Origin of the sequence: Parashewanella hymeniacidonis, from assembly GCF_016900895.1 — a bacterium.
GTDB lineage: Bacteria > Pseudomonadota > Gammaproteobacteria > Enterobacterales > Shewanellaceae > Parashewanella > Parashewanella hymeniacidonis.
The window spans coordinates 1-25,378 of sequence record NZ_JAFEUN010000020.1 but is presented as its reverse complement, the minus strand read 5'-3'; the positions used below and the strand labels follow the sequence as shown (position 1 = coordinate 25,378).

Sequence of the window (25,378 nt, the reverse complement as noted above, 5' to 3'; positions counted from 1 at the left end):
TTATCTCCCTGACTGACGCATACGTTGTTCACGCGTCAAACGGCTTGACCCTGGGGTTCCAGAATTTGTCGAGTGACTGCCATTTGAATGCGTTGAGTGTTCAGTATTTGGTACAACCTGGAATTGCATTGGTTGCGACTTATGTGTATTACCTTTTTCCATTAACTTATCTAATGGCAGATACATCAAGTTGTTACCGTTCTTGCTATCAATGAGTACTTTACTGTTACCAGCTAATACTTCTTGCATAGTATCAAGATACAAACGTTTACGTGTTACATCGGGTGCCTGACGGTATTCAGGTAGTAGCTTCTCAAATCGAGCCGCTTTACCTTTTGCATCTAGAATTACGTTTTGTTGATAAGCACTAGCTTGCTGAAAAATACGCTCAACTTGACCACGAGCTCTCGGTTCAACTTCGCGGGCGTATGCTTTTGCTTCAAGGATAGAACGTTGTTCATCCTCTTGTGCTGCGATGGCATCATCAAAGGCATCTTTTACTTCTTCAGGCGGCCGCGCAGGAAGCACGTTGACGTCTTTAATCTCTAAACCTAATTTATAAGGTTTAATGATACGCTCAATTTCTGCCAAGGTCGCTTTACGAATTTCTTCACGTCCAGTAGTCAGAATGTCATCCATTTTATTATGACCAACCACATAACGTAACGCACTGTCAGTTGCTTCACGTAAACTTGCGTTGGCATCAACAGAGCTAAATAGGTATAAATATGGATCTTCTACTTCATACTGAACTTCAAGCTCAACACGTACTACGTTTTCATCAGCCGTTAACATACTGCCTGAAGCAGGCAGTGAGCGAATGTTTTTCACATTGACTGGATAAACCTTATCAATGAACGTCGCTTGCCAATGTAAGCCTGGTTCAGAAACACCAATATACTGACCAAAACGAAGTACAACGCCTTTTTCAGCTTCTTTGATGGTATAAAAACCTGAAATACCCCACACAACTAGAGCTATAGCCAAGAAAATTAAAACTCCAGTTTTTCCAAAACTAGAACCATTTCCTTTTCCGCCCATGCGCTTTGACATTCCACGAAAGATATCTTCTAGATCTGGTGGTCCTTTATCATTCCCACCATTTCCTTTATTTCCCCAAGGGTCTTTGCCCTTATTTCCGGGCTCATTCCAAGCCATTCAACACTCCATAACAGAATGAAAAAATTTAAGTCTAATCACGCTATATAAAATCGACTTTTACATAAAGACGTGATCAAGCTCACTTACTGATAATTGTAGCTACTCTAACAGCGCTTTATCCGATAATAAAGCTTTCCAGCTCGCCTTGGCTTTGCTTTAACAAGCGCTTCCAATTCGATTCTGGTAGCCTAACGGACAAAATGCAATTTCCTAGCTCATCATATTCTTGCGACTGCGTTGCTTCGAGTCGATAAAACTGACCAAGATAATGCCCAGATGCAGCAGGAATTTTTAATGTAAATTCAGCAACTTTATCTCCAACAAGTTGCTCAATAGCATCTGCTAACAATTCAAATCCAAGTCGCTGCTGTGCAGAAACCCAAACTCTAATTGGCACACCTTCATCGTTATAATCTACTTTTGGCTTCACTGTCTCAAGTAAATCTATTTTGTTACAAACTATGAGCTGTGGGATTTCTTTGGCATTAATCTCTTCAAGTACATTTTGTACCTGCTCAAAATTTTCTCCCATATTTTCATCAGCACAATCGACAACGTGTAATAGCAAATCTGCATTACGTGTTTCTTGCAATGTTGCTTTAAATGCTGCAACTAAATCATGGGGAAGATGCCGAATAAATCCTACAGTATCAGCCAGAATTACGCTGTGATCTTTAAGTTCTAATTTTCTCAACGTTGGATCGAGTGTTGCGAACAATTGATCGGCGGCATAAACATCAGAACTGGTCAACGCATTGAATAGCGTTGATTTTCCAGCGTTCGTGTATCCAACTAATGATACTGTCGATAAATCACTGCGACTGCGCGCACGTCTACTCTGTTGACGCTGTTTATCGACCTTATCAAGACGACGGTTAATCGATTTGATTCTGCCACGTAGTAAACGTCTATCCGTTTCTAGCTGAGTTTCTCCTGGTCCACGTAAACCGATACCACCTTTTTGTCTCTCAAGGTGGGTCCAACCTCGAACCAAACGAGTCGACATATGTCTTAATTGAGCAAGTTCAACTTGTAACTTACCCTCGTGAGTTCTTGCACGCTGCGCAAAGATATCAAGAATTAACGTAGTTCTATCAAGGACACGGCACAAACAGAGCATTTCAAGATTTCGTTCTTGAGCTGGTGATAATGCATGGTTGAAAATAACGACATTCGCCTCTGTGCCTGCAACCATAGCTGCAAGCTCTTCAGCTTTACCTGAACCTACAAAGAATTTGCGATCGGGTGCATTACGACTACCAGTAATCGTACCAACAGCATTTGCACCCGCAGACTCCACCAACAATTGCAACTCAGTAAGGTCTTCTCGACGCTCATCATCTGCAAAGTCAATGTGGACAAGAACAGCTTTTTCTCCTGCCTCATAACGATCAAACAAAAAGTAAACCCCTCAATAAACACCTGACCATAAGTTCTTAATCATTTAAGCGATCAGATCTAGTGCAGTACAAGTCACCACGTAAGACGCATGGCCTTAGCTATGTATCTGAAGCAGCAACATAACTAAACTCTGCGGCTGAATCCTAACGTCAAAAACTCTCACATAATTTGTTATGGTAAGGTACTTTAATTACTCTTCGTTGCTATTCATTTCTTGTGCAGGACCTGAACCACCTTGATTAGCGCTTACATTAAATGGTCGAGCTGGTACAACAGTCGAAATAGCATGTTTGTAAACCATCTGGCTTACGGTGTTTTTTAGTAAGATTACAAATTGGTCAAACGATTCTACTTGTCCTTGTAGTTTAATACCGTTAACCAAATAAATAGAAACTGGAACGCGCTCACGACGCAATGCGTTCAAAAATGGGTCTTGTAATGATTGCCCCTTAGCCATCGTATTTTCCTTTTTTAATTTATTAAAATCAATCTACTACGTTAATAATAACAACAGTATGATACAACATGGATAAATTAGCTAATATCAAGTTCAGTAAGTTTAATCTCGCTCAAAATTTAACGGGAGGCAGCTTATCTAATGCTTCCTGTCAATATACTTACTAAAACTTAAAGATGCTGCGTCACTTTGACTACATTCCCTTCAGCACCACTTTCTAACCAATTTAAATCTCCCCAACTACGTAACCATGTTAATTGACGCTTTGCTAATTGCCTAGTAGCAGCAACAACTTTTTCAGACATCTGACTATAGTCAAATTCGCCATCTAAGTATTGCCAACACTGACGATACCCTACACAACGCATAGATGGTAGATTGATATCTAGATCACCTCGTTGTTTTAACTTGGTTACTTCTTCTACAAATCCTTGTTCTAACATGATCTCAAAGCGTTTAGCAATCTGCTCATGTAAGGTTTTCCTTTCAGTCGGAGCAATAGCAAACTGCACGAAATCATAAGGTAAGGGCTCAGCTTTAACTTGAGTCAATTCAGTTAAGCTCTTACCACTAATTCGAAAAACTTCTATCGCTCTCGATAGTCTCTGAGGATCATTCCCATGAATTCGTTCAGCTGATACTGGATCAACTTTTTTAAGTTCTTCATGTATCCATTGCCAACCATGCTGCTCTGCTTCTTTCATGATTTGTGCTCGAACTTCTGGCACAGCTTCTGGCAACGGTGATAACCCTTCTAATAATGCTTTAAAATAAAGCATGGTTCCACCAACTAAAAGTGGGGTTTTACCACTTTTTATGATGTTTTCGATCTCATTTATTGCATCACGACGAAAATCAGCCGCAGAATAACTCTCTATAGGATCTAAAATATCAATCAAACGATGCGGAGCTCTTGCTAATTCTTCTTTGCTCGCCTTCGCTGTACCCACGTTCATTTCTTTATAAACGAGTGCAGAATCAACAGAAATAATTTCACAATTGTGTTTTTCAGCTAACTCTAGTGCTAACGCTGTCTTTCCTGATGCAGTTGGCCCCATCAGGGTTAGTACTTTTGGATTACTCACTAATTTTCTCTTGTGAACTATTTACCAAGCTTTTTTCTGTTTGCTTTTCCGCTAACCAATTCTGCCAAGGTAAATGAATGCTTCTCGTATTTAAAATATCTTGTTGAACTTTATCATCTAAAAGCTCATATGCTTTCCAAGCTTGTGCTGCCGAAATGAAACCTTTTACAGATTCCTGAGCGAGCCAACTTGCCAACTCTTCATCAGAAGGCTCTTGAAACTGAAGCCACTGTAATAAAGCTGGAATCACTTTAGCAAGCTGACTGTCTCTTATATATGAGGGCACTTTTTTAATTATCAACTGTTTTAATTTAATTGATAATTCAATGCCTAATTTGCGTAAAATTTGTTCTTTATTTTGCACAATTTCTTGCCATTCTGGTACAACACTTACAGAAACGGGCATAAGTAGAGGTTGAGCTTGTAACCCATTTGGTAAAGTTTTTAAAATTGTTTGTTTTTGGGTGATAGTTGCTGCAGCTTTTACAGGCAACAACTGAATTTTATCATCGGCTACGATGACCCAATACTCCCCATTCACCAATGGCGGCATGCTTGAAGTAATAATTTGAGCTTCGTTCACTTCATCGGTTGTATTTGATGATGTAGCTAACAACTCAGCATAACTTTTTACTGCATTCGCATTAATTGAGTCACGACTTGCTGATTGATACCCACCGTAATTATTACTGCCGCCAGAACTCGATGAGTTGGATTGATACGCACCCGAAATATTTTGTTCAGAGAAGTTACTTTGCGCATAATCACTTGTTAAGGAACTTGACTCACCGAAATTAGCTCCATATTCGTCGGCTATATAAGACTCTGTTGGCACTGATGAACCCTCAGATTTACTTTGTTGCGACTCTGAACCTAAAAGATCAGCTACAGAAATTTGACTTAACGCCGACTGTAATGTTTGCAGAATAAAGTCGTGAATATAACGGCTTTGATGAAATCGTACTTCATGCTTCGCTGGATGTACGTTCACATCGACTTGGTGCGGATCAAGTTCGAACATTAATACATAGTTTGGTTGATCTTGAATCGATAACTCTGAGAATGCTTGGCGTACCGCATGATTAACTAAACGATCTCGCACTAATCGCCCATTAACATAAAAATAATGGGTAACAGGTGCTAAATCTTGCTGAAGAGGCGATTGTAAATAACCAGATAAAGACAAACCATCATGCTGACAATTAACTTTAATCGCTGTTTCAGCAAAAGCTTTACTACTCACTTGCGCTAGGCGTTGAATATACTGCGGCTCGGTCTTAGCAGGTCGGTAATTCCGAACCACCTTACCATTATGTTGTAAGGTAAAATGGATATCTGCTCTAACCAATACAATTCGCTTAAGCCATTCATCAATGTGGGTGAATTCTGTCTTATCACTTTTTAAAAAACGACGTCTCGCAGGCGTATTAAAAAATAAGTCCGCGACATCAATCGTCGTCCCAATAGGATGAGCAGCAGGAATTACTTTCACTGCCATCTGAGATCCTTCAGCATAAGCTTGCCATGCTTCTGTCTGCCCCTCAGGCTTTGATGTGATAGTTAAACGAGAAACAGAACTGATACTGGCTAGTGCTTCGCCTCGAAAACCAAAACTTAGTATTGCCTCAAGATCATCTAAAGTGCAAACTTTTGAGGTAGCATGCCTAGCCAAGGCTAGAGACAGATCCGCTTTTCCGATGCCACAACCGTTATCTCGAATTCGAATCAGCTTAGCTCCGCCCTTTTCGATCTCAATATCAATTTTAGTGGCACCAGCGTCGATACAGTTTTCAACCAACTCCTTAACGACTGATGCAGGTCTTTCAACGACCTCACCTGCGGCAATTTGGTTTGCTAGTTGTGGTGGTAAAATTTGTATAGGCATCTAATTTGCCCTTTGTTTTTAAGTTCTAGGAATGGTTAGGCGCTGGCCTAAACGAACGACATCAGATTTAAGGTTATTCGCTTTTTTGATTCTAGCTACAGAGACATTATAGCGTCTAGCAATTCGGGTTAATGAATCCCCTCTCTTCACCTTATGAATTTTAGGTGCACTATGATTAGCGATTAATGTATCTGAAGGCGCATGCTTTTTGAAATAAGAGACAATACCTGTTTTTATGGCATTGGCCAGTTTTTGTTGATGCTTTGTAGACCGTAACAGCCGCTCTTCTTGAGGATTTGAAATAAAGCCTGTTTCGACTAATAAAGATGGGATGTCTGGTGACTTTAACACACCAAAACTTGCAGACTCTGGATGTCGTTTATGCAGTTTGGTTACTCGGCCAACTTGGCCAAGAACACCATCAGCAATTTGATGACTTATAGCAAGGGATTTATCAGAAACCATATCAATCAGGGTCATCGCCAGATATTGCTCACTATCCGTATTTTCAATAGCGTCGCCAGCACCACCTAAAAGTTCTGAATGACGCTCTTTTTGCTCCAACCAACGCCCCATTTCTGACTTAGCTCGACGTTTAGATACTAACCATACTGAAGCACCGCGAGGTTTAGGGGTAGTGAAAGCATCTGCATGAATTGAGACTAGTAGATCTACTTTTTTGTTCCTAGCAATTTCAGTACGCCCATTCAAAGTGACAAAATAGTCACCTCTTCGTGTAAGAATTGCTTTCATTCCGGGTACTTTATTGATTAACGCTTGAGTGCGCTTAGCAATTTGTAGTACGACCTTTTTCTCATAGGTTCCTGCAGGGCCAATAGAACCTGGGTCATCACCGCCGTGCCCTGGATCAATGGCAATGATAATATCTCTGAGCTTTTTCTTCGGTTTCGTTACCACTTTTACAGTAGAAGATTTACCTTTGGTTTCAATATCAATAACAAGACGATCGCCATAAGGCTTTGTTGGTTTTAAAGAGAAAATCTTTGCAGATACAGGCTTTGTGAGATCAAGTACAACCCTTAATGTATTTTTTTTACTGGTTTTGCTGTAACGAACTCGTTTTATAAGCTTGCTTGAGTTTTTTACTTTTGAGAGTGAAAGCTTTGATTTGGAGCCTTTCAAATCAACAACAAGCCGATCTGGCTTCGCTAAGAAGAAATAACTGTACTGAGGATTATCACTTAAATCAAAAACGATTCGCGTAGAGTCAGGCGCAGCCCAGATACGAACACCTTGCAATGTATTAGCAAGTGCAGAATGTATCGGCAGTAAAAAAATGAAGACAATAAGTAGTCTTTTAATTAAGGCTCTATTGGGCATAAAGTTAGTATTATTTTAATTGACTTTTATTGTAACTGACTAAGTAATGCCTCACCAATCGGTGTTCCGGCTTCCATGACAACCTCTCTTCCTGAGTCAACATATTGAATCTCAATATGTATATCGGCTTGTGGTAATAAACCTTGGCCATGTTCAGGCCACTCCACAATACACAAACTATCATCTGAAAAATAGTCTCTTATTCCCATAAATTCGAGTTCTTCTGGGTCCATCAATCGATATAAGTCGAAGTGAAACACCTTAAGCTCATTAATTTCGTATGGTTCAACCAAAGTATAAGTAGGACTTTTTACTGCGCCTGGATGCCCTAACGCTTGGATTAAACCACGTGAGAAAGTGGTTTTGCCTGCACCTAGATCACCTTCTAAAAATATCGTCAAAGGTGGTTTAACAACTTTTGCAAGTTTATTCCCAAAAGCGACGGTAGCGTCTTCATTTGCAAGAGAAAAAGAGTATTGTTTCATTTGAGTACTTACGACAACTTAATTAGCGCTAATTATACTGAAAAAAAAACCGAAGTCTTTTTAACTTCGGTTTTCAGCAGAAAAATTTTCAACCTAAGATGCTTGCTGTGCTCGCTGCATGTTCATTAGCCATTTGCCATAAATATAAATACCTACGGCAGAAATTGAACCAATGGCAGCAATGATGTACCACGCAGCTCCAATATTGTGAATTTGGTATAAATATTGTGTCAGGTACTGAGCTGTTTCACCGGTAAATTGTACTGCTGTGGTAAATGCTTCGCCTTCAGGAATCGCATCGACCTGAGAGGCTGACATGCCTCTTTCCAGCAATAGTTCACGTGAAAACACTTCTTTTGACGCAAATGCTTCATACAATCTAGGAGCGTAACGACTTTCTAAACTCCACCCAATACCTTGTGGAAGCATTACGAAACCTAAGTACATCGCCTTTTTGCCTTTGGGAGCAATATTACCCATAAACTCGTTTTTCTTCGGGCTGATCATCATCTCACCGATAGAAAACATAGCTATCGCAATTGCCATCATCCAAGCAGCATTGGTATAGCCAATAACAAGGAACGCCGCAATACTTAACAGACATCCTGCCAACATGTCATGATCAACGCAGCATTAATATTAATCATACCTTCTGGCATGATTTTAGTTCCAGCAAAGTCCATTCCTAGCACGGTTTGCCAGAAGCTACTTGAGGTTCCGCCTTCACCAAATAAACTGGTAACGATAACGCTAGTGTCTACCCACTCTGAGATGTGGATCGGTAAGACATCAAATAATGCATTGAACAAGAACCAAAAACCTGAGAACACTAACATATAGTAAATTACAATCGGCTTTTTAAGTTCATGTAATGCCTCTTTCCAAAGCACTTTTTGCTTAACCTCACCACTACGAACTTTGTCCATACGAGCTAAGCGTTCTTCTTTACCTGGCTCTTTATAAGTCAGCAATAAAATGAAGTTAAGTGAGATAATAGCAGCACAAGCAAAAAACACATTTTCCCATGCTAATTGACGCATATGAACCGCGACTAATGGCCCAATAAAACCACCAATATTAACAATTTGGTAAAAGATACCCCATGCCATGGACGTATTATTACGATTGGTCGATAAAACTAATGTACCTTGAATACCCGGTTTAAATATACCTGTACCAGTCGCAAGCAACATGGCACCAAAAAAGAATCCCCAATAAGTTGGGAAAAACGCCATGACCATATAACCAGAAATTTTGATTATGGTTGAAGCAAAAATGGTTTCTTTGTAGCCAACTCGATCAGAAATACCACCAGTTAAGACTGGAACAAAAGTCTGCATTAATGCCCAGATAAGAAGAATATCACTGTACTCTCTTAAGTTAATGCCTAATCCACCTTCAGAAACTGGAGATTTCGCATAAAGACCAGCACTGGCTTTTACCCCATAATAAGCAACACGCTCAACCAGCTCCATACCACCCACAAGCCAGAATACGTAGCTTAAACTGACGATTGAAGCCCACATGCCTAACTGTTTAACTTCAGTTAAATCGTTACCCGAAACTGAGCCATTATTGCTCATATCCCGCTCCTTATTTTTATCGTTATTTACTTTTGCCTTACCAATGAATGAAACCAAACAGTCTCACAACACATTTAACAAATTTGCAGCAATTGTATACATAAAGCGGATACTTTACAGAAATTAGGGAAAAAGGCTAGCAGAGGACGATGAAGGGAAAGATTTATATGTAATGACTCACAAACTTAAAAATCTATTTAGTCATTAGTTTTTGACTATTTTTAAATCTAGATAGATCTCTCGGGTGTATTGGAGGTGCTGGCAACGGTACTAACGGAGGAGCTGGCAATTCTCCAGCCTTGATCTCTGCCTTATTTTGCACAGCTTGTTTAAACTCCTTATTTACGTGTATTGCAAATTTCTCTTGAGAACTAAAAGGTACAGACTCAAAACCAAATGTTCGTGAAAGAGGCTCTTTACGAACATTTACAACATCAGCTCTTAACTTATGGGGTGAATCTGAAGATGTTTCAGATGCTTTACAATTTTCGTTCTGGGCTTTCGCATCTAATTGAAAGTAATCACTCACATGAGTTCTATGTAACTCAGAACAATGACCTGAGCAATAACCAGCACTTTTCACACTCCAACTTTTTTCCTCGGCCTCTTTCAATGAAATGCTCTTCTCAGATGAGAAACTGGAAGGTGTAGGCTGATGCTGTTCAGCAGGTACACTGCAATTCATTTCACTTAGAGCTTCCGATGATAAACTATTCTCAGATGATAAATTGGAAGATACGGAGTCATAACCTTCATCACAGGAATGATCAGTTATTGATTGCCCTCCTGTGTCGGCAGTTCTACTTGCTTCATACTCAGCCAATTCTGATGCATCAATTTCGTCATATTCTGAGAATTCTTCACTCGTTTGTATGTGATCTTCTTTACTAGGGGCATGTTCCCTAACTAAACGATTCTCCAGTTTTCGATAGCAATCGGGTCTCGAATCTTTTAATACTTCAGGATGTAAAGGTTTGCTATATTTGCGATTTAATAACAGCTTTTGATCTTCTGCTCTCTTTAAGGCCGATATTTGTTGATTATAACTTTCAAAAAACACACTTCCATTTGTAATTTCTGGACTTTCAAAAATTGCAGAATCATTGCCATACTTTATCGTAACCGTCTTTTCCTTTAACAGACATTTAAAAAACCTGTCAGTGTCTACTGCTTCTCCAGCGGTTATAGTTTCTCCTTCTACTATCAATTGTAAGGATGGCAAACTTCTCAGAGACCAGCTCAAGTTTGCTAGTTGATGTCCAAACTCTTGATTCGTTCTTGCTGTAACGAGTTTACCTACGGCGTATCTGCAGCTGTTTACATCAGAAGGATGAAATTTATACTGAATGTAATTGAAAAAATTGATTAAGCTCTGCTTTAATTTGGTTGTTAGCGACTGAGTGCTACGTTCGGATCTCAAACTTTTCATACGAACAGCATCACCACGAAAATCTCCCCAAGCCGAAAAGTTATCTTTTTGGGCTCCAATGATTTCAGCAGATAAAGGTGCTACAGACATAAAGTTATACCAAATCTCAAAGCTAAATAATCCCCCATGAACAACTCAGCTATGTAAATTTGAGCCTTATTCAACACTATGAATAAACGAATAGAATTTCGACTGTATGTCAATTGCAAAGAAGTGTAAAGAAACATAAATTATAATTTACGTTTCTCATATATTTTTAATGAATATCAAAAATTTAGATTTTTTACTTTAATTTAAGTTGGCTTTGATTTTTTTATAGCGAAAAACAAAATAAAAAGCAGGTATATTCATCAAAACCCCATAACACAATGATATCAAGGCCAACTCGGACCAGTTTAGAAGGTCATTGGCGATAAATATTCCCATTGCAGCGTTTTGAATCCCAACTTCAATTTGTAATGTTTTAGTTTCTCTTCTATCTAAATTAGCCTTTTTTGAAATATAAAATGTAACTGCTATTGCGAGCACACATAAACTCAAACAAAGAACAGCCATTAACACGCCCACTTCGATCAACTTTGTGAAATTATTGCTAATAAGTAGGCAAACAATCACAACGAATAACCAAGATGAAATAGCTTCTGCACTGTTTTTATAGCGTTCACAAAACTCGCTTGAAATATATTGTGTTGTCATTCCCAGAAATACAGGGATTACTGTCACCAGCAGCAGTTTTACTGTTGTTGGTAAAATTGGAATTGAGAATCTATCAACTTGAGATCCAAGCAATGATGCTTGAAAAATGAATAAACTCGGTAAGATAAACGGAAGCACCATGCTCACAAAAGCCGTCATGGATAAGGACAAAGCGCTATTTCCACCCGACAGTTGGCTGATAACATTTGATGTTGCTCCACCAGGACAAGCTGCCAGTAAGATTAGTCCAATACTAATCAATAATGGAACTTCAATGAACAGATTGGCAACGAGTATTACAAACCATGCTAAAGCAGGCAGTAATAAAAGTTGAAGAGTTACTCCCAAAAAGAATGCTTTTGGCTGTTGTTGTACGCTCTTAAAATCTTCGACTTTTACATTCATCCCGAGCACGAACATCATCAATGCCAAAGCAAGCGGTAAAAAGATTTGAAGCATTGATGTGAAATCTATCATTGAAGTTATTACTGTAAGTGCAGAAGGCTAGATAAATTACAAAACATCAAAATAAAAAACAATGATGTAGCGCAGAAGAAACTGACTTTGTGTTTATTTTCGAACAAGACAAAGGCGATCGATCTGATCGCCTTTGTATCTAGTTAGAGACAAGATTGCTTTTAAACCTATTTAAGCCAGTTTCGCAAATTCAGCTTTCGTATCGTTTAGCTTATCCATATCACGTTCAAGATCAGCCAATTTCGCTTTCTCTTTATCGATAACCGCAGCTGGTGCTTTAGCAACAAAACCTTCGTTAGAAAGCTTGCCTTTAATGCGTCCAACTTCTTTTTCTAGTTTTTCAAGTTGCTTATTAATACGTGCGGTTTCAGCGGCGACATCGACTAAACCTGCCATTGGGATCAATAGTTCCATTTCACCGATCAAAGCAGTTGTTGACATTGGTGCCTGTGCATCATCTGCTAGCACAGTCATTGATTCAAGTTTTGCCAATGTAGCAAAGAATGCTTGGTTTGCTTCTAAACGTGCTTTGTCTTGCTCAGACACGTTTTTAAGCATCGAACTTAATGGCTTAGACGGAGCAATGTTAAGTTCAGCACGAATATTACGTACTGCAACAATCACTTGCTTAACCCACTCAATATCTGCCATCGCCTGTTCGTCGACTTTCGATGCATCAAATTCAGGGAATGCTGCCTGCATGATAGTGTCGCCTTCCACTTTAACTAATGGCTTCACACGTTGCCAAATCGTCTCAGTGATATACGGCATCATTGGGTGAATCAAGCGCTGCATGGCTTCAAGTACGGTTAATAACGTATGACGTGTTCCACGCTTTTCAGCATCACTGCCATTTTGCAATACTGGCTTAGTTAATTCTAAATACCAGTCACAGAATTGATTCCATGTGAATTCATAAACTGTGTTTGCAGCTAAGTCGAAGCGATAAGCAGCAATATGCTCATCAAACGTTTTAACGGTATTGTTAAACAAGCTCATGATCCAACGGTCAGCTAATGAGAATTCCATCTCACTCTGTTCGTTTGGCAAAGAGTCAAAACCACAATCTTCACCTTCTGTATTCATCAATACATAACGTGAAGCATTCCAAATCTTGTTGCAGAAACTGCGGTAACCATCAAGGCGTTTCATATCCCAGTTGATATCACGACCTGTCGATGCCATTGCAGCTAAAGTGAAACGTAGTGCATCAGTACCGTGAGCTTCAATACCTTCTGCGAATTCTTTACGTGTACTCTTCTCAATCTTTGCTGCCAGTTTTGGCTGCATCATGTTACCTGTACGCTTCGTCACTAATGACTCAAGATCGATACCGTCAATCATATCCAGCGGATCAAGTACGTTACCTTTCGACTTAGACATCTTATTGCCGGCTTCATCACGAATAAGCCCCGTCACATAAACGGTTTTGAACGGTACTTGAGGTTTGCCGTCTTCATCTTTGATGAAGTGCATGGTCATCATGATCATGCGCGCTACCCAGAAGAAGATGATATCAAAACCAGTAACCAACACGTCCGTTGGGTGGAAGGTTTTTAGATCTTCTAAATTATCAGGCCAACCTAAGGTTGAGAACGTCCACAATGCAGAGCTGAACCACGTATCTAATACATCATCATCTTGGCGAAGTACTACCGAATCATCTAGGTTGTTATTTTTACGAGCTTCGGCTTCATTGCGACCAACGTAAACTTTACCTGACTCGTCATACCAAGCTGGAATACGGTGTCCCCACCACAACTGACGTGAGATACACCAATCTTGAATGTCACGCATCCAAGAAAAGTACATGTTCTCATACTGTTGAGGTACAAATTTGATATCGCCATTTTCAACCGCTTCAATTGCCGTTTTTGCCATAGGCGCTACAGCAACATACCATTGGTCAGTCAATAGAGGCTCAATGACTACGCCAGAACGGTCGCCATAAGGTACTTTCAAACCATGCGGCTCAATTTTTTCAAGTAAACCTAATGTTTCAAATTCAGCAACCACAGCTTTACGGGCAGTAAAACGTTCCATGCCTGCATATCGTTCAGGCAAGCTACCATCAATCTCGTTATTGATTGTGCCGTCTGTGTTTACGACTTCTGCCGTTTCACGAATCGCCGCATCCATGGTCAAGATGTTGAACATTGGCATTTGATGACGTTTACCAACTTCATAATCGTTAAAATCATGAGCTGGCGTGATTTTCACACAACCTGTACCAAACTCGATATCAACATAATCATCGGCAACGATTGGAATACGACGGTTTACAATTGGTAGAAGAATGAATTTACCAACTAGATTTTGATAACGCTCATCATCAGGATGAACCGCAACGGCACTGTCACCCAACATCGTTTCTGGACGAGTGGTTGCAACCTCTAGATAATCTTTACCGTCTGCAGTTAGCTCACCGTCCGCTAATGGATAGCGAAGATGCCACATTGAACCTTGCTTTTCTTTGTTCTCAACTTCAAGGTCTGAAATTGCCGTGTGCAGTTTTGGATCCCAGTTGACTAGGCGCTTACCACGATAAATTAAGTCATCTTCGTATAATCTTACGAATACTTCTTGAACCGCTTTTGATAACCCCTCATCCATAGTGAAACGTTCACGATCCCAATCCACTGATGCACCTAAACGACGAAGCTGTTTGGTGATGGTGCCGCCAGATTGCTTTTTCCAATCCCAGATTTTATCAATAAAGGTTTCACGCCCAATATCATGGCGAGATTTGCCTTCTTCAGCTTCAAGCTTACGCTCAACCAGCATTTGAGTTGCAATACCAGCGTGGTCAGTACCCACTTGCCATAAGGTATTTTTCCCTTTCATACGCTGATAGCGAGTCAGGGTATCCATGATCGTATCTTGGAATGCATGTCCCATGTGCAGACTACCTGTCACATTAGGTGGCGGGATCATAATAGAGTAATTGCCTTGGCTAGTATCACCGTGAGGCTTGAAATAACCTTGCTCTTCCCAGTTTTGGTAAAGCGATTGTTCAATTGACTGAGGATCGTATGTTTTTTCCATGGAATTTGGTCACTAAATATTTAAAGGTTGCTGAGCGAGGTCGTGAGTATTTAACTTCACGCCCATTGCTTTATACTGGCGAAAACGATCTCTTGCGATCGCTTTTAGCTTTTCGTCTGCGGCAACAAAGTCGATAATTTGCCCGAAGTTTACCGCAAAACTGGGTACTTGGTCTGCAAGATTTATCAGAAGATGACGATTTGTGCTAGGTCCAATTTGATCAAAGCCGATTTCAACTGGTGAACCGCCCTCTAATCCCTCACCTTTAAGGTTATGAGGCACGAATGATTGTGGGTCAAATTGCCAAAGAGTCTCATCAATATCAAAAGCCGCTGTTCGACTACCACAATGTATGTAAACTTTACTTTTTTGTCGGTAATGATATTCAGCTAACTTGCAAGCTAATTCTTGCACAGCTACAAGCGCTGAGCTTTGGCTTGCTTGATCTTGATTTGGAGATAATAGGTAGAAAGTTCCTTGCACTTTTTTTCCCTCTTCTGATCAAAAAGGCGAAGCTAATGCTTCGCCTATTTATTCTTGCTGCGAAGCATTATTCGCCTTGTTCGACGCCTGAACGATTCAACAAGAATTGTGACAGAATAGGCACAGGACGACCTGTAGAACCTTTATTCTTGCCACTGTTCCATGCAGAACCAGCAACATCAATATGCGCCCAGTTGTATTTCTTAGTAAAACGAGACAAGAAACAAGCTGCGGTGATAGAACCTGCAGGACGACCACCTAGATTGGTAAAGTCTGCAAATGGACTCTCTAGCATTTCTTGATAATCATCCCACAACGGCATACGCCATGCACGGTCACCACTTTGATCACCCGCATTTAAAATTTCGTGTGCCAGAGGATTATGCGATGAGAATAAACCAGAAGCATGTTTACCCAATGCAATCACACATGCGCCTGTTAAGGTTGCCGTGTCGATTACAAGTTCTGGGTCAAAACGCTCAACATATGTCAATGCATCACAAAGCACTAATCGACCTTCAGCATCCGTGTTTAATACTTCAACTGTTTGACCTGACATCGTTGTCAAAATATCACCCGGACGATAAGCATTACTGCCTGGCATGTTTTCACAACCTGCCAAAACACCAATCACATTAACGGGTAGATTCATCTCACACAAGGTCTTCATTGTGCCGATGACACCTGCCGCACCACCCATGTCATACTTCATTTCATCCATGGCTTCGCCTGGTTTCAATGAGATACCGCCTGAGTCGAACGTCAGACCTTTACCAACAAGTACGATTGGCTGTTCATCAGCGTTTGCAGCACCTTGGTACTTCATAATCGTCATGATGGACTCGTTAGCACTGCCACGGCCCACGGCTAAATATGAGTTCATACCTAGCTCTGCCATTTGCTCTTCGCCAACGGTAGTGACGTTTAAGTTGTCATATTGCTCAGCCATTTGACGTGCTTGTGACGCTAAATAAGCTGGGTTACAGATGTTTGGCGGCATGTTGGCCACATCACGACACAAACGCATACCATCAGAAACTGCATTACCATGCTCAATCGCACGTTCACCAAAAGGCAATTCACGGCGTGTTGGTACATTAAATACAATTTTTCTTAATGGACGACGAGTTTCACCTTTTGACGACTTAAGTGCATCAAAACTGTATAAACTGTCATTCGTCGTTTCTACCGCTTGACGTACTTTCCAGTATATATCGCGACCCTTAACGTGAAGTTCAGATAAGAAGCACACTGCTTCCATTGAACCGGTTTCATTCAAGGTGTTGATCGTCTTAGCAATGATTTGCTTATATTGGCGCTCATCAAGTTCACGCTCTTTGCCGCAACCTACCAGCAAAACTCGCTCGCTCAATACATTAGGTACATGGTGCAAAAGAAGCATTTGACCAGGTTTACCCTCTAAATCGCCCTTACGAAGAATGTTACTGATGTAACCTTCACTGATTTTATCAAGTTGCTCAGCGATACCAGATAAACGACGAGGTTCGTAAACACCGACAACAATACATGCTGAACGCTGTTTCTCTGGACTACCGCTCTTTACGCTAAACTCCATGAGCACTCCTAGATTCTTAAAGACAAATATTTTTATTTATAAGATAATATCAAATCTGCACCGCTTATTGGGCTAGTATTACAGTTTACATTGAATTTCTCTGTAAAAATGACATCAATAGATAATAAAAGCTCTGAAAGCAGACAGTTTACATGAAACTTATTCGTATTCCAGAAAAAAGACAACAACAATAGAGTCTAATACCCAGTGATTGTATTTAGATATTTAGTTAAAGAAGTTTTTAAGGCTCAAGCAGCGGTTTTAACCGTTCTTCTTACCATTTTTGTTAGCCAAAACTTCGTGCGTTTTCTCGGTGATGCCTCAGATGGTGATTTCTCTGGCACACTGGTATTAAATTTTGTTGCCCTCAATTTGCCTGAGCTGCTTATGCTCATTGTGCCATTGAGTTTATTCTTAGGCATTCTGCTCGCTCACGGTCGTATGTACGCCGAAAACGAGATGGTGATTTTCCATAGCGTTGGTATCAGCGAATGGTATGTCACTCGTGTCACCCTCGTTCTCGCGCTCATCAATATGGTCGCTACAGCAACCATCTCGCTTTACATCTCGCCTTGGGCAGAAGAGCAACAAAACGTGCTTCGAGAAAAAGCGAAAGCCGAGGCTGGTATTTCTGCCGTCATTGAAGGTCGATTCCAAAAAAGCCCCAACGGCCGTGCCGTATTGTTTGTTGAAGATAAAAACAAACAAGGCAACTTATCCAATGTATTTGTTGCTCAGCTGCCCGATGAAGATGACGTCAGTGGTGAAACCAATATCGTTGTCGCTAAACACGGTAAAGTCGTTGAAGAAAAAGATGGTGAGCAGCAGCTTAACTTAGAAGGCGGAACTCGCTATCAATTAAAACCAGATACTTTAGATTATCAAGTTATCCACTTTGGTGGTTACCAGATGCAAATTAAGGATCAAGAAGTTGAAGCCCGTCGCCGGAAGCTTAATGCGATGCCAACGGCTCAATTGATTGGTACTCCTGGCCCTGAGGCTGCGGCTGAATTCCACTGGCGTATTGCAATCCCAATTGCCATCTTAATGATGACGCTTATTGCTGTACCTATGTCACGGGTAAATGTACGCCAAGGTAAGTTTGCCAAAATGTTCCCAGCGATACTACTGTATTTAGGTTATTTCGGTATGCTGGTTGCCGGTAAAAAGGCCATTGCAGACGAAGTATTCCCTTCGTTTTTAGGTATGTGGTGGATACACCTATCGGCCTTTATCATGGGGATGCTGTTACTCGGAAAGGAAAGACCAACAGGTGCGAAATTTGCTGGCTTTATTAAACAAAAGAGGGCGAAGAAATGAAGATAATTGATCTTTATATTGCCCGAGTATTGATGAGTTCATCTGCACTGAGTTTACTCGTCTTGACTGGCCTTTCAAGTATTATTAAATGGGTAGATCAACTCAGAGTCGTTGGTCGTGGCACCTACACTATTGTTGATGCAGGGCTTTACGTGTTGTATTTGGTGCCTCGTGATATTGAGATGTTCTTTCCAATGGCAGTGTTGCTTGGAGGGTTGATTGGTCTTGGCATGTTGGCATCCAACTCTGAACTTGTCGTCATGCAAGCATCAGGTATGTCAAAGCTGGATATCAGCATCTCCACACTAAAAACGGCGATACCGTTAATGCTGTTAGTTATGGCATTGAGTGAATGGGGCGCCCCAATTGCCGAACAAAAAGCCAATGAACATAAAGCAATTAAAGTATCAGGTGGTAGCTTAATTAAATCGCGCCAAGGTGTGTGGGCTAAGGATGGTGATTTATTTGTGAATATCGGCCAAGTCAACGACATCAACCGCATCAGTAATATCACCTTGTACCATTTCAATGATCAACAACAGTTAACTAATTTAGTTTTCGCTAAAAATGCGGACTTTATCGACGGTAGCTGGAAAATGCACGATGTTACGCAAACCTCAATTACACCGACTAAGGTGACAAAAAAGCTTTCCTTCGAGTACGAGTGGAAGTCCACATTAACACCAGACAAACTCAGCATTGTATCAGTTGAACCAAAATCGTTATCAATTGAAGGATTGTTGGATTATCTTGAATATTTAAAAGTGAATAAACAAGATCCAAGCCGCTATGAACTTGCTTTATGGTCTAAGATCATGCAACCCATATCTGTTGCAGTGATGCTGCTCGTTGCACTGTCATTTATCTTTGGCCCATTACGAACGGTAACCATGGGTGCAAGAGTGCTCTTTGGTGTGATAGCAGGTTTTAGCTTCTATATCAGTAACCAAATTTTTGGTCCTGTTGTCATTGTTTATCAGTTACCGCCGATCATTGGTGCTGTAGCGCCAAGTTTGTTATTTACCTGTATCGCAGTGTATCTAATACGCAAACAATAACGTCACGCTTATCTGCTGTAATGTTAACCAGTTAACATTACAGCTTTGACCTACCCCACAAAAATAAATCCATAGTTTTAAGTTACCTAATTACTTCTATTAATCGTTAGCTACATCACGTTTATTCTAAATATTTATATCTATGATTCATCTGAAATATAAAGCCATATAAAAATTGTGACTATAAGGTTGATGTAATGAAGTTAAAAGCAAGTTTAATTGCGACTGCAGTAAGTGCTATGTTATTAGCAGGGTGTAATTCAGATAACGACGATAACAAACAAGTGATTGACCAAACCGTAAGATTCGCTAGTTTTAATGCTTCATTTGACCGTACTGCGGCAGAAGTACTTCCAGCAGAAATGGCTGCGGGCGATAACCAGCAAATTAAAAATGTCGCTGAAGTATTGCAACGTACTCGCCCAGATGTTGTGTTATTAAATGAGTTTGATCATGACGGCATCGGTGAAAATGACACTGCCGTTAAAGACTTTATTGCTAACTACTTGAATAAGTCTCAAAACCAAACAGAAGCTATCGATTACCCTTACTTTTATATTGTTTCAACTAACACAGGTTTGGCTGAGCATGACTTAAACGATGACGGTAAAGTAACCATCCCAGCAGATACCTATGGATTCGGTTTTTACCACGGTCAATATGGTTTCATCGTACTCTCTAAGTATGAGCTTGATACTGACAACATTCGCAGTTTCCAAAAATTCTTATGGAAAGACATGCCTGATGCAGCACTGCCAAGCAAAGTGGGAGCAGATGGAAACCTGCTTGATGAACCTTTCTATTCAGATGCAACTATGGAGCATTTCCGCTTATCATCGAAAAACCATATCGATTTACCAATTAAGGTAAGCGAAGATAAAACCATTCACTTACTAGCTATGCATCCAACACCACCGGTATTTGATGGTGTAGAAGATCGCAATGGCCGTCGAAACTATGATGAAATCCGTCTATTCTCTGATTACATCAGCAGCGATTACAGCCAAAACTCTTACCTAGTTGATGACCAAGGCAACAAAGGTGGTATAGGAGAAAGCGCTTCATTTATCATTGCTGGTGACCTGAATGCTGATCCTGTTGACGGTGACTCGTATGATTATTCAATCAAGCAACTGCTGAATCATCCTCGTGTAGCACAGGAAACTGCTGTAGGTAATATGGTTCCAGCTTCCAATGGCGGTAAAAACTACACTGATAAAAAAGCTGCACAAAATAAAGGTATCGCTGACTACTGGACTCATACCTTCCCATTACGTCTTGATTACGTTTTACCATCAAGTGATCTGAACGTTGTTGATTCTGGCGTATTTTGGCAAGCTGACGGTGAAGACTATCGTTATTTGTTCATCAACGACGAAGGCGAACAAGGTAAATCTGTGACTTCTGATCATCGCTTAGTTTGGGTTGATATTAAAATTAAATAGTATTCAGTATTAAATTTATCTATCAGGGGCTTCTCAAGCCCCTTTTTTATTCATTGTTTTCGTAACAAAAATTTAATAGTCTGGTTAAAATGAATACAACATAAGGATATGTTGATGGGAATTGCCTGCGTTTATACCCGAGCCAGTTGCGGCGTTGAAGCTCCACTTGTCACAGTAGAAGTTCACTTAAGTAACGGATTACCTGCCTTTAACCTTGTCGGCTTGCCTGAAACTTCAGTAAAAGAAGCAAAAGAGCGTGTTCGCAGTGCCATCATCAACGCTGGCTTCGAGTTTCCAATGCAACGGATTACCGTAAACCTTGCTCCAGCCGATCTCCCTAAACAAGGTGGTCGTTATGACTTACCTATTGCCATTGGAATTTTAGCCGCGTCAAACCAAGTTCCTCAACAAGCACTGAGTCAACACGAATTCGTTGGAGAACTCAGCCTATCGGCGCATGTTCAGCCTTGCACAGGGCTGTTGCCCGTTATTGTCGCCAGTAAAAAAGCAGATAGAAAGCTTGTTATGCCCATCGCCAATCGTCATGAAGCAGAACTTGTCGATTATCAGCAGGTGTATTTTGCCAGCCAGCTCGCTCACATTTCTGCTTATTTGCATGGTCAGGATAAATTACCCGGTATCGAGCCCGGTGCAGAATGGATCCATGAGCAAGAAGAGTGTATTAACACAAATTGCATCAGTGATGTCATCGGGCAGTATCAAGCGAAACAAGCATTAGAGATTACCGCTGCTGGCGGTCATAATTTATTATTTTTGGGCCCCCCAGGAACAGGCAAAACCATGTTGGCAAGTCGAATTATGTCACTACTGCCACCTCTTAATTATGATGAAGCTTTAGAAGTCGCATCCATTCACTCAGTCGCTGGCATGAACATTAAACCCAATGACTTTTTTAAACGCCCTTTTCGTTCACCGCATCACACCAGTTCTTCTGTATCTTTAGTTGGTGGTGGCAGCATTCCTAAACCCGGTGAAATATCGTTATCCCATAAAGGCGTACTTTTTTTAGATGAAGTGGCCGAATTTCCAAGAAAAGTATTAGATTGCCTTCGAGAACCAATGGAAACGGGTGAAGTTATCATTTCACGTGCGGCAGCGAAACTGAGATTTTTAAGCCAGTTTCAATTGGTCGCTGCATTAAACCCAAGCCCCTGCGGAGATGCAGAGAAAAGCCGTGCAACACCCAATGAAATTAAACGCTACTTAGGACGTTTGTCAGGCCCTTTTATCGATCGATTCGATCTCACCATTGATGTACCGAAATTACCACAAGGCACCTTAACCCAAAAACAGACCAATAATGAAACCAGCGCCAGTATTGCTGAACGTGTAGCTAAGGCCAGAACCTTACAGCTTCAAAGAGCTGGCGTGTTGAACTCGCAACTCAACGGTAAATTATTGAAGCAAACAGGCGGGTTTAAACTCGAAGATTTAGAGTTTTTAGAAAAAAGCGTCAATCAACTCGGGCTTTCAGTTAGGAGCTATCATCGTCTACAACGAGTAGCACGAACGATTGCTGATTTACGAGGTGAGACGAATGTAGACCGCAGTCATATTGCACAAGCTTTGGGGTATCGGGCAATGGATAGGTTATTGAATCGACTTAATCAAAGTTAAGTTTGTTTGGTTTCCCTTATTTTATGTCTTTTAATTTTAAAATAAGACTTCTTTGAAGTACAAAGTCGCGGGTTTTATACCCTTTAGCCGACATAAAAAACTATAATTTAAAGTATTACCATCATACTTGCGAAGTAAGCATTCACCAGAGGGGTATTGACAATCTCAAACTCCCGTTTATTGGCATTTATAACTACAAGCTTGCCATTGTTTTGTGACACAAGTACCACCCCGCAAGTAAGTTTCACTGTTTATTTGAAAAGTCAATACGGGGCTGGTGAATGGTTACCTTGCGAAAGCGGGTGTCCAGCGCCTTGTTGATGCGCAACATCATTTTTTATTTGAGTGAAAACAAAACTTCTGCGAAGTTTACAAAGTCGTGGAGTTGCACTCCACACCGCCAAAAGGGGAAGCCTCCAGCTACTTCCCCTTTAGAATCCCCTGAGCCGCCCAAACGAAGCTAAGCGTTTCAGATATGATTGAATAAATGCCTAACAGCTCTGATGGTACATCCTGTACCCCAGAGCTTGGCTCGACGTCCATGTCTCGCCCACGCCATTTTTCATTCAATCATATCTTCAACAGCTTCGACGGGGATAAGCAGCCCTTTAGCAGTAATTAAATACATTATGCTTCACACCTGCTAAAGCAGGTGTTTTGTAGCTTTTACCGCTGATGATGCAAAAGCATTCAACTACAGGATGTCTATTTTCATAGGTATGACTTAAGCGCTTTTAACTGAATCAACCGAAACCCCTGACGTCTACAACAATTCCCCATGACAAAGGTAACCATTCACCAGCCCCGTATTGACTTTTGGAATAAATGGTGAAACACCCTTAAAAGTGATACTTGCATCACAAAACAGCGGCACCCTTGCGGTTATGAATGTCAATAAACGGGAATTTGAAATTGTCAATACCCCTCTGGTGAATGCTTACTGACAAAGTTGTTGTGAGTTGTCAGTGAAAATATCGTAAGCGCAGCATGGACGCTGCGCTAGTTTCCGAGGTGCATGGATGCACCACCGGAAACGTTAGAATATTTTTGCTGTAAGACGAATAACGCTTAACTTTGTGGGGCGGCACGGGGAGATGGAAGAGGGGAGTTTGCTGGAGAACTCCCCTCTTCCTCGGGTGTGGGCAGAAAGCCCACGACGTTATAAAGTGCGAAGCGCTTTCATATCCAGCTTTAACTACATAGCTCGTTGATTAAAACAACCACAAATCTAAAACGTGCCGACTTTAATATTTGATGTAGCACAAGTAATCTTTATCATGACAGATACTTGGTATTGCCTTTTTATAAGCGACAAGAGACAATCTTTAGATAAAAAATGAAAAAGTATTTTTAAAGTAAGGGATTTACATGGATCAAGCTGCACCAGAAAGTACCATAAAATTTTATCAAATTTTCGAAGTAGCGTCAGATTCTAACTCTGTTCGTAAAATAGATCTAAACGACGCAGACGAAAATGATGTACTAGCTTTTGTAACAAAATTAGCTAATGATGCTAAATATGGAACATCCCAACGTCAAGCTACTTTTCAAGACTCTTCTGCCGTAAAAACAAATTTAATAGCCTCTTTAACCGATGATGAAAATAAAAGTAGCATATCAAAAATAGCTCAGCACCTCCTTTCTTGTGAAGTCGAATATAACTCAAAGCATGGGAACTTTAACGAAATTAGAAAAGGTTCATTATTAGTTTCAAATTTTGAGAGTAAAGGTCAAAACTCTATTTTAGTAGCAAAAATTGACGTAGAGAACTTCTTCGAAACTGAGCACCTTAGGCTATTAAAAGGGTTACCACAAGATAAAGGCGTGTATAAAACTTGTTTAGTTAACGTAGAAGTTAAAGCTCTTGGCGAAGAAATTTATTTATCAGATACAAACTCATCCATTTCCAAATTCTGGTGGAATACATTCTTAGAATGTGAATTCATTCGTGACTCACAAAAAAACACTGATTTAGCGTTTAGCCTATTAAGCTCTACCTTAAGCCAAGTCAACAAAGTATCCCCAGTTGATCATGCTTTTCTAAAGGGAAACCTTACATCATATTTTACGACAACAACTCACTTTGATCCTGACGAAATGATTGAGCGAATTGTAGGAAATTATGAACCAGAAAATGAAGACGTGGATACAAGTAAAATCAAAAAGGATTTAAAAAAGGCGTGTAAAAGTGGGAAATTTGATACTTCATTTGAAATAGACATAACTCCCATCAAATCTAAATTAAAACGTACCATTAAAATTGACGATGATATTGAACTAAAAATTAAAAGTGGTGACGTGTCCAAAATTTATCATTTTGAACATCAAAAAAATAACTTCATAGCTATTAAAGCTAAATCAGGATACGGCAACTTTAGAAAGCTGGACGTTTCAGATGATTGAGTTAAGTGAAACTCTGGCTGATTTATATTTCGAAATCAGTTTTAAAAAGGGTTTTAACAAAAATAATATTATTAGTGAATCAGAGCCATATATACAATATGTTTCCCTAATGTCAGCTGATCAAATATCTTTATATGAAAATAATGAGTGGTATCAAGATGTAGAATTAAATGTAGAATCTGCTTTAGATTGCATTACAGCTAATTTATTGGATTCATCAACCGAAGATACAGAGTTTAGCTTAAGAGTTGAAATTGATAAGCCAAGTAGAGGTTCGTTGCACTTCTACTCCTGACTCTTCTACACAAATATTATGGAAATTGAACTTATTATCGTTTCGTTGATCTGATCAGTAAATTACACTAGATAAGGCAACGCATCATGTCAATTTTCAACCAAGATCTATGGTC

Annotated in this window: 18 protein-coding genes and 1 pseudogene; 6 read left to right on the top strand and 13 right to left on the bottom strand. The window is 40.2% G+C overall.

Translation table 11 applies throughout. The annotated features are described in order from the left end of the window. The 13 genes and pseudogenes from hflK to pepA form a co-directional block, all read right to left on the bottom strand. Positions 1 to 1,158 carry an FtsH protease activity modulator HflK gene (gene hflK, locus JQC92_RS06075; RefSeq protein WP_204998814.1) on the bottom strand — a complete coding sequence of 386 codons (1,158 nt, stop codon included), beginning with the start codon at positions 1,156 to 1,158 and terminating at the stop codon, positions 1 to 3. Positions 1,159 to 1,276: 118 nt separating this feature from the next. After that, on the bottom strand, positions 1,277 to 2,560 hold the full coding sequence (gene hflX, locus JQC92_RS06070; RefSeq protein ID WP_204998813.1) for a ribosome rescue GTPase HflX: 1,284 nt from the start codon (positions 2,558 to 2,560) through the stop codon (positions 1,277 to 1,279). Positions 2,561 to 2,752: 192 nt separating this feature from the next. Further along, positions 2,753 to 3,019 carry an RNA chaperone Hfq gene (hfq, locus tag JQC92_RS06065; protein WP_204998812.1) on the bottom strand — a complete coding sequence of 89 codons (267 nt, stop codon included), beginning with the start codon at positions 3,017 to 3,019 and terminating at the stop codon, positions 2,753 to 2,755. Positions 3,020 to 3,189: 170 nt separating this feature from the next. Further along, positions 3,190 to 4,104 (bottom strand): tRNA (adenosine(37)-N6)-dimethylallyltransferase MiaA, encoded by a 915-nt coding sequence (gene miaA / locus JQC92_RS06060; protein WP_338049495.1) that lies wholly within the window; start codon positions 4,102 to 4,104, stop codon positions 3,190 to 3,192. After that, positions 4,097 to 5,989: a DNA mismatch repair endonuclease MutL gene (mutL, locus tag JQC92_RS06055; RefSeq protein ID WP_204998811.1), complete on the bottom strand. Its 1,893-nt coding sequence runs from the start codon at positions 5,987 to 5,989 to the stop codon at positions 4,097 to 4,099. The genes miaA and mutL overlap by 8 nt, the downstream gene beginning before the upstream one ends. A gap of 18 nt (positions 5,990 to 6,007) precedes the next feature. Continuing rightward, entirely contained in the window at positions 6,008 to 7,330 is a 1,323-nt protein-coding gene (locus JQC92_RS06050) for an N-acetylmuramoyl-L-alanine amidase (protein WP_204998810.1), read from the bottom strand. Between the two features lie 26 nt (positions 7,331 to 7,356). After that, entirely contained in the window at positions 7,357 to 7,815 is a 459-nt protein-coding gene (tsaE, locus tag JQC92_RS06045) for a tRNA (adenosine(37)-N6)-threonylcarbamoyltransferase complex ATPase subunit type 1 TsaE (protein WP_204998809.1), read from the bottom strand. A 93-nt stretch (positions 7,816 to 7,908) separates the two neighbouring features. Further along, positions 7,909 to 9,398: pseudogene (locus JQC92_RS06040) on the bottom strand (MFS transporter). Positions 9,399 to 9,591: 193 nt separating this feature from the next. Then, positions 9,592 to 10,917, bottom strand: a complete 1,326-nt coding sequence (locus JQC92_RS06035) for a hypothetical protein (RefSeq protein ID WP_204998808.1) — start codon at positions 10,915 to 10,917, stop codon at positions 9,592 to 9,594. Positions 10,918 to 11,115: 198 nt separating this feature from the next. Beyond that, positions 11,116 to 12,000, bottom strand: a complete 885-nt coding sequence (locus tag JQC92_RS06030) for a bile acid:sodium symporter family protein (protein ID WP_204998807.1) — start codon at positions 11,998 to 12,000, stop codon at positions 11,116 to 11,118. Between the two features lie 171 nt (positions 12,001 to 12,171). Continuing rightward, a complete protein-coding gene (locus JQC92_RS06025) occupies positions 12,172 to 15,045 on the bottom strand; it encodes a valine--tRNA ligase (protein WP_204998806.1) in 2,874 nt (957 codons plus the stop codon). Positions 15,046 to 15,057: 12 nt separating this feature from the next. Next, positions 15,058 to 15,528: a DNA polymerase III subunit chi gene (locus JQC92_RS06020; RefSeq protein ID WP_204998805.1), complete on the bottom strand. Its 471-nt coding sequence runs from the start codon at positions 15,526 to 15,528 to the stop codon at positions 15,058 to 15,060. Between the two features lie 67 nt (positions 15,529 to 15,595). Next, a complete protein-coding gene (pepA, locus tag JQC92_RS06015; RefSeq protein WP_204998804.1) occupies positions 15,596 to 17,104 on the bottom strand; it encodes a leucyl aminopeptidase in 1,509 nt (502 codons plus the stop codon). A 207-nt stretch (positions 17,105 to 17,311) separates the two neighbouring features. Between pepA and lptF the strand changes: the two genes are divergently transcribed. The 6 genes from lptF to JQC92_RS05985 all read left to right on the top strand — a co-directional run bounded on the left by lptF (position 17,312) and on the right by JQC92_RS05985 (position 25,263). After that, complete coding sequence (gene lptF / locus JQC92_RS06010) at positions 17,312 to 18,424, top strand: LPS export ABC transporter permease LptF (protein WP_204998803.1); 1,113 nt, start codon at positions 17,312 to 17,314, stop codon at positions 18,422 to 18,424. After that, the gene (gene lptG / locus JQC92_RS06005) at positions 18,421 to 19,482 is read left to right on the top strand and encodes an LPS export ABC transporter permease LptG (RefSeq protein WP_204998802.1); all 1,062 of its coding nucleotides are present in this window, start codon (positions 18,421 to 18,423) and stop codon (positions 19,480 to 19,482) included. The genes lptF and lptG overlap by 4 nt, the downstream gene beginning before the upstream one ends. Positions 19,483 to 19,679: 197 nt before the next feature. Continuing rightward, positions 19,680 to 20,927 (top strand): endonuclease/exonuclease/phosphatase family protein, encoded by a 1,248-nt coding sequence (locus tag JQC92_RS06000; protein ID WP_204998801.1) that lies wholly within the window; start codon positions 19,680 to 19,682, stop codon positions 20,925 to 20,927. A gap of 114 nt (positions 20,928 to 21,041) precedes the next feature. Beyond that, positions 21,042 to 22,565, top strand: a complete 1,524-nt coding sequence (locus JQC92_RS05995) for a YifB family Mg chelatase-like AAA ATPase (protein WP_204998800.1) — start codon at positions 21,042 to 21,044, stop codon at positions 22,563 to 22,565. Positions 22,566 to 23,933: 1,368 nt separating this feature from the next. After that, entirely contained in the window at positions 23,934 to 24,968 is a 1,035-nt protein-coding gene (locus tag JQC92_RS05990; protein WP_204998799.1) for a nucleoid-associated protein, read from the top strand. Then, positions 24,961 to 25,263, top strand: a complete 303-nt coding sequence (locus JQC92_RS05985) for a hypothetical protein (protein WP_204998798.1) — start codon at positions 24,961 to 24,963, stop codon at positions 25,261 to 25,263. Before JQC92_RS05990 ends, JQC92_RS05985 begins: the two co-directional genes overlap by 8 nt. Positions 25,264 to 25,378: the final 115 nt, after the last annotated feature.